At 60.5% G+C, this 12,389-nt stretch carries 13 protein-coding genes; 3 read left to right on the forward strand and 10 right to left on the reverse strand.

The window, feature by feature from the left end:
- Positions 1-7 precede the first annotated feature (7 nt).
- The 6 genes from infB to pip form a co-directional block, all read right to left on the reverse strand.
- Positions 8-2,476: a translation initiation factor IF-2 gene (gene infB, locus DSM14862_RS00170; RefSeq protein WP_007118366.1), complete on the reverse strand. Its 2,469-nt coding sequence runs from the start codon at positions 2,474-2,476 to the stop codon at positions 8-10.
- 9 nt (positions 2,477-2,485) lie between these two features.
- Positions 2,486-3,106 (reverse strand): RNA-binding protein, encoded by a 621-nt coding sequence (locus tag DSM14862_RS00175; RefSeq protein ID WP_007118367.1) that lies wholly within the window; start codon positions 3,104-3,106, stop codon positions 2,486-2,488.
- Positions 3,107-3,126: 20 nt separating this feature from the next.
- Positions 3,127-4,755 carry a transcription termination factor NusA gene (gene nusA, locus DSM14862_RS00180; protein ID WP_007118368.1) on the reverse strand — a complete coding sequence of 543 codons (1,629 nt, stop codon included), beginning with the start codon at positions 4,753-4,755 and terminating at the stop codon, positions 3,127-3,129.
- Entirely contained in the window at positions 4,755-5,333 is a 579-nt protein-coding gene (rimP, locus tag DSM14862_RS00185) for a ribosome maturation factor RimP (RefSeq protein WP_007118369.1), read from the reverse strand. The genes nusA and rimP overlap by 1 nt, the downstream gene beginning before the upstream one ends.
- Before the next feature lie 152 nt (positions 5,334-5,485).
- Entirely contained in the window at positions 5,486-6,349 is an 864-nt protein-coding gene (locus DSM14862_RS00190; RefSeq protein WP_007118370.1) for an ABC transporter substrate-binding protein, read from the reverse strand.
- On the reverse strand, positions 6,346-7,317 hold the full coding sequence (gene pip / locus DSM14862_RS00195; RefSeq protein WP_007118371.1) for a prolyl aminopeptidase: 972 nt from the start codon (positions 7,315-7,317) through the stop codon (positions 6,346-6,348). Before pip ends, DSM14862_RS00190 begins: the two co-directional genes overlap by 4 nt.
- 48 nt (positions 7,318-7,365) lie before the next feature.
- On the opposite strand from pip, the gene ubiG reads away from it, so the two are divergent.
- A complete protein-coding gene (ubiG, locus tag DSM14862_RS00200; RefSeq protein WP_007118372.1) occupies positions 7,366-8,136 on the forward strand; it encodes a bifunctional 2-polyprenyl-6-hydroxyphenol methylase/3-demethylubiquinol 3-O-methyltransferase UbiG in 771 nt (256 codons plus the stop codon).
- Here the strand turns inward: ubiG and DSM14862_RS00205 are convergent.
- The 4 genes from DSM14862_RS00205 to DSM14862_RS00220 are packed head-to-tail and all read right to left on the reverse strand — an operon-like array spanning position 8,111 to position 10,419.
- The gene (locus DSM14862_RS00205; RefSeq protein WP_007118373.1) at positions 8,111-8,551 is read right to left on the reverse strand and encodes a MarR family winged helix-turn-helix transcriptional regulator; all 441 of its coding nucleotides are present in this window, start codon (positions 8,549-8,551) and stop codon (positions 8,111-8,113) included. The genes ubiG and DSM14862_RS00205 overlap by 26 nt on opposite strands.
- A gap of 11 nt (positions 8,552-8,562) precedes the next feature.
- Positions 8,563-9,393: a carbon-nitrogen hydrolase family protein gene (locus tag DSM14862_RS00210; RefSeq protein WP_007118374.1), complete on the reverse strand. Its 831-nt coding sequence runs from the start codon at positions 9,391-9,393 to the stop codon at positions 8,563-8,565.
- Positions 9,390-9,650, reverse strand: coding sequence for a glutaredoxin 3 (grxC, locus tag DSM14862_RS00215; RefSeq protein WP_007118375.1), 261 nt, complete (start codon positions 9,648-9,650; stop codon positions 9,390-9,392). Before grxC ends, DSM14862_RS00210 begins: the two co-directional genes overlap by 4 nt.
- Before the next feature lie 37 nt (positions 9,651-9,687).
- A complete protein-coding gene (locus DSM14862_RS00220) occupies positions 9,688-10,419 on the reverse strand; it encodes a ComF family protein (RefSeq protein ID WP_040700337.1) in 732 nt (243 codons plus the stop codon).
- On the opposite strand from DSM14862_RS00220, the gene DSM14862_RS00225 reads away from it, so the two are divergent.
- Both DSM14862_RS00225 and hemH read left to right on the forward strand, forming a co-directional pair.
- Entirely contained in the window at positions 10,386-11,252 is an 867-nt protein-coding gene (locus tag DSM14862_RS00225; RefSeq protein WP_007118377.1) for a methyltransferase domain-containing protein, read from the forward strand. The genes DSM14862_RS00220 and DSM14862_RS00225 overlap by 34 nt on opposite strands.
- 52 nt (positions 11,253-11,304) lie before the next feature.
- Positions 11,305-12,363, forward strand: a complete 1,059-nt coding sequence (gene hemH, locus DSM14862_RS00230; protein WP_007118378.1) for a ferrochelatase — start codon at positions 11,305-11,307, stop codon at positions 12,361-12,363.
- Positions 12,364-12,389: the final 26 nt, after the last annotated feature.

Here is a 12,389-nt window from a genome sequence, read left to right on the forward strand (position 1 = left end):
GTTCAGCTTAAGCCAAGGTGCGGGTCACTTCTTCGCGCTCGAAAATCTCGATCACATCGTCAGGACGGATGTCATCGTAGTTTTCAAACGCCATGCCGCATTCCTGACCGGACTGAACCTCGGGCACTTCGTCCTTGAAGCGCTTGAGCGTTTTCAGCGTGCCTTCGTGGATCACCACGTTGTCGCGCAGCAGACGGACACCGGCGGAGCGGCGTGCCACACCTTCGGTAACCAAGCAGCCCGCAACTTTGCCAACGCCCGTGACCTTGAAGACTTCTTTGATATTCGCATACCCGATGAAGTTTTCTTTGATCTCGTTGCTGAGCAGACCAGAAGCAGCCGCTTTCACGTCATCCACAAGGTCATAGATGACCGAGTAGTAGCGGATTTCCACGCCCTTTTGGTTCGCAGTGTTCCGCGCCGAAGCATTGGCACGCACGTTGAAACCCATGATCGGGGCGCCGGAGGCCTCTGCCAGACCGACATCCGTCTCGGTGATCGCGCCCACACCGGAGTGCAGAACCCGAACGCGGACTTCGTCGTTGCCGATTTTCTCCATCGCCTGAACGATGGCTTCGGCAGAACCTTGCACGTCGGCTTTGACCAAGATCGGCAGCTCGCTGACGTCTTCGTTCGCCTTGGCGTTGGCCATCAGCTGTTCCAGCGTCGTGGCAGCACCGGCAGCGGCACGTTTGTCCTTGGCGGCATTGGCGCGGTATTCAGCAATCTCGCGGGCCTGCGCTTCGGTTTCGGTCACGTTCAATACGTCACCGGCTTCGGGCGTGCCGTTGATGCCAAGCACTTCGACAGGAACCGAAGGACCGGCTTCTTTGACGCGTTCGCCTTGGTCGTTGATCAGCGCACGGACCTTACCGTACTGCTCACCCACAACAAAGATATCACCCTGACGCAGCGTGCCGTTCTGAACCAGAACTGTCGCAACAGGGCCACGGCCCACGTCAAGCTGCGCTTCGATCACCGCACCTACAGCGGCCCGATCTGGGTTCGCTTTCAGTTCGAGGATCTCAGACTGCAGTGCAATCGCTTCGAGTAGCTCGTCCAGACCTTGGCCCGTGGCCGCCGAAACTTCGACGTCCTGCACATCGCCAGACATCTTTTCGACGATAACTTCGTGCTGCAGCAGGTCTGTACGGACCTTATCGGGGTTCGCAGCAGGTTTATCGATCTTGTTGATCGCCACGATCATCGGCACTTTGGCCGCTTTCGCGTGAGCAATCGCTTCGATCGTCTGCGGCATCACGGCGTCATCTGCCGCGACCACCAAAACCACAATATCCGTCACCTGAGCACCGCGCGAACGCATGGAGGTAAAGGCCGCGTGGCCGGGCGTGTCGAGGAAGGACAAAACCGCGCCAGTGTCGGTCGTGACCTGATAGGCACCGATGTGCTGGGTGATACCACCGGCTTCGCCAGCAACAACTTTCGCATTCCGGATCGCATCAAGCAGCGATGTTTTACCGTGGTCAACGTGGCCCATGATCGTGATGACAGGCGGACGACCCTGCAGGTCTTCGGGCTTGTCTACGATCTCTTTGATCACGTCTTCAACGTCAGAGTCGCTGACGCGCACAACCTTGTGGCCGAACTCTTCGATGATGAGTTCTGCAGTATCCGCGTCGATGGATTCGTTCTGCGTGACCATCATGCCGTTCTGCATCAACGCCTTCACAACGGCGCCGGTCTTCTCGGCCATACGGTTGGCAAGCTCGGACACGACAATCGCCGGGGGCAGATTGACGTTGCGCACGATCTTTTCGCGCTCGACCTGACCGCCCATAGCTTTCTGACGCGCACGCTCTTGCTTGCGTTTCATCTGCGCCATGGAACGCTGACGGCCACCTTCACCACCGGTGAGGGCTTGGTTCACTGTCAGCTTGCCAGAACGGCGGCTATCGGCACCCTTGCTGCGTTTTTTGGTCTCGTCGCGGTCACGATCTGTCGTTTTGCGCGGCGTTGCGGCGGGCAAAGGCTTGTTGCTCTGCTCACGCGCGGCGGCAGGCTCTGGCGCGGGGGCAGCAGCGGCCGCTTCGGCCTCCGCTTTGCGGCGCGCGTCTTCCTCGGCTTTCGCCTTGAGGCTTTCCTCGCGCTCACGCTCTTCGCGTTCTTTGGCTTCGATCTCGGCCCGACGGCGCTCACGATCTTCTGCGCGGGCCTTTTCATCGGCCTCACGTGCTGCGGCTTCCTCAACCTCGCGGGCTTTGGCGGCCTGAACAGCCTTCAGACGACGCTCCATCTCGGCATCGGTGATGCCTGCGGGACGTTTCTTGGGATCCCCAATCGGCCCGGCACCCGGCCCGGTTGGTTTCTGGCCACCCGGCTTGGGCACCACAACACGCTTGCGCTTGGTTTCGACCACAACGTTTTTGGTCCGCCCGTGGCTAAAGCTTTGCTTTACATTCCCCGGACGTGCGCCGCCGCGCAGACCCAATGTTTTCTTGCCGTCACTATCGCTCATGAAGCTCGTCTATCCTTTCGGATGGCCGCTGCCACCCTCGTTTACGCGCACGCCTTTAAGTCGTCCGGCTTCCTCTACAACACGTTGCGTGAGTCCGCCAGAGGCGAGCGCCCCATGTATCACAGTTTGGCGACCGAATGCCAAACCCAATTCATCGGCGGTTAACCAGCCGATGTAATGACCATAGTGTGGGGTGCTCAGCTTGGACTTACCGCGCCCTGACCCGTCTACGGCCTGTATCAATACTTCGGCCTCTTCGGATTGCAACCAACCCTTGACCTTTTCGTAGCCGGCGACCGCCTTGCCTGCTTTACGCTGGAGCGAGATCAAGTCCACCACCCGGCGCGCCAACTGCTGTTCGACTTCGTCGACCAACCCGTCTGGCAGCGTGACCGGCTGTTTCGCCGACCGAGCAAAGGCCTTTTTCTTTACCGCAAGTTCCAGCGCGGCACGGTCAGCCGAGACATAGATGCCCCGACCCGGCAGTTTACCCAAGATGTCTGGGTAAACCTGATTGTCCGGGCCGATCACAAAACGGATCAACCCGTGTTTTGGCTGCACATCACCCGTGGCAATGCACTTGCGTTCTGGACCATCTTGCTGGTCATTCGAAGCGCCACCGCGTCCCATGTGCAACCCCCGAGGCCCGATTAGGCCTCGGCCTCCTCGGCGGTCTCGCCGTCTGTTTCTACGTCGTCTTCATCCGCGTCGCCTTCAAGCTCGGTCGGATCGACCCAGCCCAGCATGACACGGGCGGTCATGATCATAGCCTGCGCATCTTCAAGGCTGACCTCAAAGGGCTCAAGCGCGCCATCGTCCTTAACACGCTCACCGTTAACCGTGGTCCAACCGCCAGCCAGTTCCCAATCGGCACAGGTGGCGAAATCTTCCAGGGTCTTTACGTCGTCTTTGGCCAAGGCTTCTAACATTTGGGGGGTCAGACCCTCAAATTCAACTAGGCTGTCTTCGACACCCAAGGCACGGGCATTATCAAGCGCCGCTTTGTTCTGCGCTTCAAGCACGTCACGGGCACGGGCCTGCAACTCGCCAGCGGTGTCTTCGTCCACACCGTCGATGACCAGCAGCTCGTCAACTTCGACATAGGCCACTTCTTCGAGGTTGGAGAAGCCTTCGGAAACCAGAAGCTGGGCAAAGAACTCGTCCAGATCAAGGTTGTCCATGAACAGTTTGGTGCGCAGTTCAAACTCGGCCTGACGGCGCTGGCTTTCCTGCTCTTCTGTCATGATGTCGATATCGAGGCCGGTCAGCTGGCTGGCCAGACGCACGTTTTGACCACGACGGCCAATCGCCAGCGACAGCTGCTCTTCGGGCACGACCACTTCGATCTTGCCGGCTTCTTCGTCCAGAACCACTTTCGACACTTCAGCAGGCTGCAGCGCGTTCACAAGGAACGTCGGCTGGTCTTCATTCCACGGAATGATGTCGATCTTTTCGCCCTGAAGCTCGTTCACGACGGCCTGAACGCGGCTACCGCGCATACCGACACAAGCACCGACAGGGTCGATGGAGCCGTCATGCGAAATCACGGCGATCTTGGCGCGCGAACCGGGGTCACGGGCGACGGCTTTGATCTCGATGATGCCATCATAGATCTCTGGCACTTCCATCTTGAACAGCTCGGCCATGAATTCGGGCGCGGTGCGGCTCAGGAAAATCTGCGGGCCACGCTGTTCGCGGCGCACGTCTTTGATGTAGACGCGGATACGGTCGTTCGGGCGATAGCTTTCGCGGCCGATCTTCTCATTGCGACGCAGGATCGCTTCGCCAGCGCCCACATCGACGATGACGTTGCCATATTCTTCGCGCTTGACCAGACCGTTGATGATCGTGCCGGCGCGGTCTTTGAACTCTTCGAACTGGCGGTCACGTTCCGCTTCGCGGACCTTTTGCAGAATTACCTGCTTGGCCGACTGCGCGGCGATCCGGCCCATCTCAACTGGGGGGACTTCTTCAACGTAAGTATCACCGACCTTAGGCTCGGCCATGTATTGCTTGGCTTGGTCTACGGTGAACTCAGCCTGATAGTTCTCAAGGTCTTCATCCGCGACCACGGTGCGGACGCGGGTGAATGTCGCCTTGCCGGTCTTGCGGTTGATATCAACCCGGATGTCCATCTCGGCGCCGTAGCGGGACTTGGCGGCGCGGGCGAGGGATTCTTCCATCGCTTCGACGACCAGACCGGGGTCGATCATCTTTTCGCGCGCAACTGCCTCGGCGGTTTGCAACAGCTCAAGCTGGTTTGCAGATGTAATGGCCATTAGGTGTCTCCCTCAGCAGACTCTTCAGTCTCGATATCATCAAATTCGTTTTCGTCGATCGCGCCAGACGCTTTGCGCTGACGGAGCATTTCTTTGATCAGGTCGTCGGTCAGCAACAGTTTGGCGTCGCTGAGCCAGTCGAACTGCAGACCGATGGTGCCTTCTTCGACGTTGATCAACACTTCACCACCCTCAACACCGGCCAGCTCGCCCTTAAAGCGGCGGCGGCCGTCGATCAGCTCGGTTGTTTCGATCTTAGCTTCATAGCCTTCGAAAGCATCGAAATCCTTAAGCCGTGTCAAAGGGCGGTCGATGCCCGGGCTGGAGACTTCGAGCGCGTATTCGTCGAGGATCGGGTCTTCGACATCCAAGACCGCGCCAATGGCCTGCGAGATCTTGGCGCATTCGTCCACTTCGATCCCGCCGTCGGGCCGGTCGGCCATGACTTGGAGGATGGTGGATTTGCCCGACATCAGGCGGACGCGCACCAATTCAAACCCCATGTCCTCGATCACCGGGGTGATGATCTCGGCCAGGCGGCGGTCAATGGCGGCTTTGGCAATCAGGTCATTCGACATGAGACATCCAATTTGAATCTGGCAATTTCGCTCAGGCATAAAAAAACGGGCGCGCGGCCCGTGTTCAAGATCGGTGGAGCCTTCGGTTTGGACCCGAAAGCGCCGCTGTTGAAATGGGATATAGGCCGGAAAGCCCGAAACTGCAACCCCTGTTAGCCGAACCACCACCGCTCGGGCGCGCGCAGGTTGTCCATCGGGGCTTGGCGTCCGGTGTTGGGTGGCTGGCGCAGATCGCCCGACAGGGCACTGACCCCACCGGCGCTGTCGGTCTGAAGCGTCACATCGCCCCGCTCGCGATAACGGGGCCGCGCGGGCAAATCCGCTGCATCAACAAGCCCTTCGCTCAGCGCCTGCGCCCGCACCTCCCGTGCCGGGATCGAGACGAGTTCAACCGTATCGAACCATCCGGCGGTGCCGTCTTTGTAATGCGTCTCTACCCGCTCGGCCAAAACCTGACGCCCGGCGGAAAAGCGCCGCAGACGGTAAAGCCCAGTGCCGATCCCCGCCTCAGGGGCATGGGCGGGGCGGATCACGAAATGCGGCTCTGACAACAGCAGCGGCAGACCAGGATTCGCTTGAGGTAAAGTGATCTGCACTTGAAGGGCACTGCGCGCGGAAATCTCAGCTTGAGGCAATACTCTTTGCAGACTCGCCACCACATCGCTGGCGGTCAGCGCGCTGCCGTCGTGAAACCGCACATCGGGCCGCAGATCAAACTGCCACTGCCGCGCGCCCTCGCTTGCTTGCCAGCCCGACGCCAGCTCACCCTTCAGAATTCCGTTGCCCGCCACTTCGGTCAGTGTGTCAAAGATCAGCCCCTGCCGCGCGACCTGCATGAAAAGCCCGTCACCTTGCAGCCAATCGTCCTGCCGCGTCGCGCCGGAAAGCGCGAGCCGCAGCCGACCACCGCGTCGCGGCGGCTCTCCCGCGCCAGCGCCCGTTGCGGCCAGCAATGCCGCCGCTGCACCGGTGGTGAACAGCGCCCGGCGATCCAGAAGAGAGTTGCGCCCGCTCATCGCTGACCAATCCTGTCCATCGTGCGCACCAATTCGGCGCTGATCCCCGGCTCTGACAGCGCATGACCCGCGTCGCGGATCATCCGCAGATCAGCATTCGGCCAGCGTTCGGCCAGCGCATAAGCGCCTGCAGGGGGGCAGATCATGTCATAGCGCCCCTGCACAATGACACCGGGGATATGCGCGATGCGGCCCATATGGTCGAGGATCTGACCGTCGAACTCCAGAAAGCCGTTGTTGGTGAAATAATGGTTCTCCAACCGCGAAAATGCCCGTGCATAGGCCGAAGGACCGCCATGTGACACACCGTCAGACTGCACCGAGGCCAGCGCATTCTCCCACGCCGCCCAAGCGCGACCGTAGTCTTGTTCGACCCCCAGATCGCCCGAGAACAGCCGCCGGTGATAGGCCGCGATCAGATCATCGCGCTCGTCTTCGGGGATCAGGTTCACGAACCGCGCCCAAAGCTCAGGCCAGAACCGCCCGGCCCCGCCGCCATAGAACCAATCAAGCTCGGCCTGCGTCATAAGGAACACGCCGCGTAGGATCAGATGGCGAACCGCTTCGGGGTGCGCTTGAGCATAGATCAGGGCCAGCGTCGCCCCCCAAGAGCCACCAAAGACCATCCATTTATCGATGCTGAGCGTGGTGCGAATCAGCTCGATATCGGCCACCAGATGCCATGTCGTATTGTCCTCGACCGAGGCATGAGGCCGCGAGCGCCCACAGCCGCGCTGATCAAACAGCACGATGCGGTAAACCTTAGGATCAAAATATCGCCGCATTGACGGGCTACAGCCACCGCCCGGCCCGCCATGCAGCACCACAACGGGAATACCATCCGGGATGCCGCATTGCTCGACATAGACTTGATGGCCCTGCCCAACCGACAGCATCCGCTGGTCGAAAGGCTCAACCGGCGGATAAAGATTTGGCGTGCTGCGTTTTTGGTCGGGATACTTGTCCATTGCCGCCCTATATAGTCACTGAACCCAAAAGAGCACAGGGAGATCAGAATGCAAGCGGATCAATCAACCATCGACCCCGCCGAGATCGCCAAATTCGAGGCGATGGCCGCTGAATGGTGGGATCTGAACGGTAAGTTCAAACCCCTGCATATGCTGAACCCCTGCCGGCTGGATTACATCACCAGCCAAATCGCCGGTGAATTTGACCGCGATTTGACGGTGTCTGCCCCCTTTGAAGGTCTGCGTATCCTCGACATCGGCTGCGGCGGCGGGCTGCTGTCGGAACCCATGGCGCGTCTTGGGGCCGATGTTGTGGGCGCGGATGCTGCTGCCGGCAATATCCCGGTCGCGCAGGTTCATGCTCAGCAATCAGGATTAGAGATTGATTACCGCCACACCACAGCCGAGGCGATGGCCGAAGCGGGTGAGAAATTCGACATTGTGCTCAACATGGAGGTTGTCGAACATGTCGCCTCCCCCATCGACTATCTGATCGCCTGCCGCCGCTTGCTAAAACCGGGCGGGCTGCACATTTGCTCGACCCTGAACCGGAACCCGAAGTCCTTTATGATGGCAATTGTCGGGGCGGAACATGTGATGCGCTGGCTGCCCAAGGGCACCCATGATTGGAACAAGTTCATCACGCCGGATGAGCTTTATGATCTGCTGAACCGCGCCGGGTTGGAGCCTGTGGACCGCAAGGGGTTTGTCTTTAATCCCGTCGCGTGGTCTTGGCGTCTGTCGGATCGGGATCTGAGCGTCAACTACGTGACCGCCAGCCTTAATCCGGGCCTCAATCCTGGTTCAACTGACGCCTAAGGGCGCGAAGGATTGGCAGGGTCGCGCGGACCTGCTCTTCGCCCAGATCATCCACCACGTTGGAGATCATCGGCGTGATCGCATTTACCGCCGCGTCCCGCGCCTGCCGTCCGGCGGGGCTGATCGCGACCATTTTGCGCCGCGCATCGTCCCAATCGGGGCGGATATGGACGTAGCCCGCCCATTCCAGCTTGCTCAGCGTGTTGGTCATCGCGCCACGGGTCACGTTGAAGGTCTCGGCCAGCTGCGCGGGTGAGCGTTCGCCGCCGTGCCATGACAGGGAGTTCAGCACCGAGAAATGCGAAATCTCCATCCCGCGCGGCAGAACCCGTGTGAGCCGACTGCGCACCGATTGATCGGCGGCCAGCAATTCGCCGAACAGCATGATCGCAAGTGTGTTTTTATCGTCGGTCATCTCGGGTCCGGTCAGGGCGCGGCAAAGGGGCGGCGGTTGGCAAGGCTGGGCACCTTGGCGCGGGCCTTGTCACATTCTTCCATGTCCAAGTCGCAAAAGTAAACGCCGGGGGCCGTTCCGGCGTCCAGCACCACCTCACCCCACGGGGCCACCACCAGCGAATGCCCATAGGTGTCGCGGGTCTTATGGTCGGCGCTGGCATGGGTGCCGGTCTGGGCCGGGGCCAGTACATAGCAGCCGTTTTCGATCGCGCGGGCCCGCAGCAGGCTGTGCCAATGCGCGGCGCCTGTGACGGGAGAGAAAGCCGCAGGCATCGTGAGGATACGCGCCCCCGCCTCGGCAAGCGCTTGATAAAGCGCGGGAAAGCGCATGTCGTAGCAGACCGACATGCCGATCTTGGCAAAGGGTGTCTCCGCCGCAACCGCCTTATCGCCGGGGCGATAGCCTGCGGACTCGCGGTAGGTCTCGGTCGCGCTGATATCCACATCGAACATGTGAATCTTGTCGTAACGCGCCACGATCTCTCCCTGCGGAGAAATCACGAAAGACCGGTTGGCAAAGCGTCCGTCGCCGCCGCGCGTCTTAAGCGCGAGCGAGCCGATCAGCAGCCAGATGCCCGCCTTCGCCGCCTCTTCGCGCAGGGCAGCAAGGGTGACGTCGTCTTCCTCATAGGCCAGTACGGCCTGCTGGTGGCTCCGGCTGGTGCTGACGCAATTCGTCACCTCGGGCGTCAGAACAAACTCCGCCCCGCCCGCCACCGCCTCGCGCAGCAGGGCGCGGGTCTCGATTAGATTGGCGGCGGGATCGTCCGAGGCGTTGAGTTGCAGCAGCGCGGTTTTCATGTGTCTTGCAAAAGCGCGTCGAGCTTGCCTGCGCGGTCAAGCGCGTAAAGCTCATCACAGCCGCCCACATGCACGTCACCGATAAAGATTTGTGGCACGGTACGGGCGCCGCCGGCGCGTTGAATCATCTCTTTCTTGCGCTCTGGCTCTGACAGAACATCGACCTCATCAAAAGCTGCACCCTTTTGGGTCAGCAAACGTTTGGCGGAATGGCAAAAGCCGCAGAGCGGAGACGTATAGATTTCGACAGGTTGCATAGGATCACCCTTTGAACAGTTAACGTTGCACAGTGATCTAGGTCTCTTTGGCCACGCGCGCCAGTGCCAGCACAAAAACGGGGCCAGAACCGGCTTCGATACAGGCCTCTGTACAGGATGTCAGCGTGGCCCCGGAGGTTAAGACATCATCCACCAGAATTACCGGTCGCCTCATGATACGGTGCCGCCGTCGCGGGTGAACACAGATCGCCTTCTGCAGCACGCTAAACCGTTCCGCCCGGCTTAACCCGTCCAGCGACGGCGTGTGCCGGGTGCGCTGCAACAGGTCGGGGCACCAGCTATGGCCAGTTTGCCCCGCTAAAGCTTTGGCCAGCAGCGCCGATTGATTGTAGCGCCGTTTGAGCAGCCGCCGCCAATGCAAGGGTACCGGTGCGATTAGCGCTTGTTCTGGCAAGATGTCCTGCGCCGCATGCACCAACCAGCGTGCAGCGGGGCGGGCAATCTCCTGACGGTCGCCATGTTTCAGCGCCAGCACCAGCTTGCGCCCCATATCCCGGTAAATCAGCGCCGCGCGCCCCTGCGTCCAAGGGCGCGGCGTGACAAGACAGGCATCACAATGCGGTGAAGCAAGATCACCACCGCCCGGCAGTGGCACCCCGCAAGCATCGCACACCGTGCCGCCGATAAAACCCGTATCGCGCCAACAGGTGCCGCACAGCCCGAAATCCGCATCGACCAAACCGCCACACCCCAGACAGCGCGGCGGGTAAATTAATGACACCGCTGTTTGAAGTCCCCGTAGCGGCATTCTATGTGTTCCTCATGACAGCACAGCCCCCCCTGATCGACCCTACGGCCCTTGCCCATCGTCGCGCCCGCGCGACCGAGCGGGGCATGTTCCTGCAGCAAGCAGCTGCGGAAGACGTTCAGGATCGCGTGGGACTGGTTAAAAAGGCGTTTACCGCGCCGGCAATTGTGACCGCTTTCCCGCAGATCTGGGCGGCGTCCTTTCCTGAGGCCAAGATCATCCCTGAAGCCGAGGTGCTGGCGCTAGAACCGCAGGCGCATGATCTGGTGATCCACGCCATGGGGCTGCACTGGGCCAATGATCCGATTGGTCAGCTGATCCAATGCCGCCGTGCGCTGCGCCCGGACGGGCTGTTGCAAGCCGTGGCACTGGGCGGGCAGACCCTGAATGAGTTACGCGCCTGTCTGGGCCAAGCAGAGGCCGAAGTGACCGGCGGCCTGTCACCACGCATCGCGCCGATGGGCGAGTTGCGCGATCTGGGTGCACTGCTGCAACGGGCCGGGATGGCGCTGCCGGTGGCCGACAGCCAGCCTTTGACCGTAGAATATACCGACGCATGGGCGTTGATGCGCGACCTGCGCGAGATGGGCGAAGGCAATGCGCTTGAAGCACGCCTGCGCCGCCCAACCCGCCGCGCGGTGCTGCAACGGGCCACGGAACTTTATGCCGCGCATTTCACAGCCCCCTCGGGGCGGATCACTGCGACCTTCGACATGATCTTTCTTGCCGGTTGGGCGCCGGACGAAAGTCAGCAAAAACCACTGCGCCCCGGCTCCGCACAACAACGGCTTGCGGATGCGCTGAATAGTCGCGAAGAGCCTCTCCCTGATTGACCAAAACTGCAGAGCGGCTATCTCTGCGCGGACCCATGTGCGAGGAACCCCCATGCAGGCCACCCAGCCCGAGACCGCCCAGCCAGAACACGGCCCTGCCGATCACCCCAAAGTTAAACGGCCCAAGGTCGGCGTTCTACTTGCCAACCTCGGCACGCCGGACGGCTATGACTATTGGTCGATGCGCCGCTATCTAAGCGAGTTCCTCTCAGATCGCCGGGTGATCGACTATAGCCCATGGAAATGGCAGCCTCTGCTGCAAACGGTGATCCTGACCAAGCGCCCCTTCACCAGCGGTGCGGCCTATAAGTCTATTTGGAATGAAGCCGAGAACGAAAGCCCCTTGGCGACGATCACCAAAGCACAGACCGCAAAGATCAAAGCGGCGTTGCAGGCGCGCTATGGGGCGGATGTGATGGTGGATTATGCCATGCGCTACGGCAATCCATCGACCCGGTCCAAGGTCGAAGCGATGGTCGCGGCAGGATGCCAGAAGATCCTATTTTTCCCACTTTATCCTCAGTATGCCGGAGCCACGACCGCCACGGCGAATGACGCATTCTTTGCCGCATTGGCGAAAGAGAAATGGCAACCCGCCGCGCGCACCGTTGCCCCTTACTTCGACCGGCCTGACTATATCGATGCGCTGGCACAATCGGTTGAGCGCGCCTATGCCGCGAAAGACAAAAAGCCCGACTTGCTGGTCTGCTCCTACCACGGCCTGCCGCAGCGCTATTTGATGGAGGGTGATCCCTACCACTGCCAATGTCAGAAAACGACGCGCCTGCTGAAAGAGCGGCTGGGCTGGGCCGACAGTGAGATCATGACGACTTTCCAATCCCAATTTGGCCCCGAGGAATGGCTGCAACCCTACACGGTTGAAGAGGTCGCCCGTCAGGCCAAAGCTGGCAACAAGAGCATCGCCGTCTGTGCGCCTGCCTTCTCATCCGATTGCATTGAAACGCTGGAAGAGATCAACGAAGAGATCAAAGAAAGCTTTGAAGAGGCCGGCGGAGAGGATTTCACCTATATCCCCTGCCTAAACGATGATGATGCGCATATCGACGCGCTAACCACGATCATCAGCGAGAATCTGGCTGGCTGGGTCTGAGCTGAACTTGGGGTCGCTGCGGCGGC

The organism is Sulfitobacter indolifex (assembly GCF_022788655.1).
GTDB lineage: Bacteria > Pseudomonadota > Alphaproteobacteria > Rhodobacterales > Rhodobacteraceae > Sulfitobacter > Sulfitobacter indolifex.

Coding starts and splice junctions, on each gene's coding strand:
- infB (WP_007118366.1), bottom strand. CDS start 2,476: ATGAGCGATAGTGACGGCAAGAAAACATTGGGTCTGCGCGGCGGCGCA.
- DSM14862_RS00175 (WP_007118367.1), bottom strand. CDS start 3,106: ATGGGACGCGGTGGCGCTTCGAATGACCAGCAAGATGGTCCAGAACGC.
- nusA (WP_007118368.1), bottom strand. CDS start 4,755: ATGGCCATTACATCTGCAAACCAGCTTGAGCTGTTGCAAACCGCCGAG.
- rimP (WP_007118369.1), bottom strand. CDS start 5,333: ATGTCGAATGACCTGATTGCCAAAGCCGCCATTGACCGCCGCCTGGCC.
- DSM14862_RS00190 (WP_007118370.1), bottom strand. CDS start 6,349: ATGAGCGGGCGCAACTCTCTTCTGGATCGCCGGGCGCTGTTCACCACC.
- pip (WP_007118371.1), bottom strand. CDS start 7,317: ATGGACAAGTATCCCGACCAAAAACGCAGCACGCCAAATCTTTATCCG.
- ubiG (WP_007118372.1), top strand. CDS start 7,366: ATGCAAGCGGATCAATCAACCATCGACCCCGCCGAGATCGCCAAATTC.
- DSM14862_RS00205 (WP_007118373.1), bottom strand. CDS start 8,551: ATGACCGACGATAAAAACACACTTGCGATCATGCTGTTCGGCGAATTG.
- DSM14862_RS00210 (WP_007118374.1), bottom strand. CDS start 9,393: ATGAAAACCGCGCTGCTGCAACTCAACGCCTCGGACGATCCCGCCGCC.
- grxC (WP_007118375.1), bottom strand. CDS start 9,650: ATGCAACCTGTCGAAATCTATACGTCTCCGCTCTGCGGCTTTTGCCAT.
- DSM14862_RS00225 (WP_007118377.1), top strand. CDS start 10,386: ATGACACCGCTGTTTGAAGTCCCCGTAGCGGCATTCTATGTGTTCCTC.
- DSM14862_RS00220 (WP_040700337.1), bottom strand. CDS start 10,419: ATGCCGCTACGGGGACTTCAAACAGCGGTGTCATTAATTTACCCGCCG.
- hemH (WP_007118378.1), top strand. CDS start 11,305: ATGCAGGCCACCCAGCCCGAGACCGCCCAGCCAGAACACGGCCCTGCC.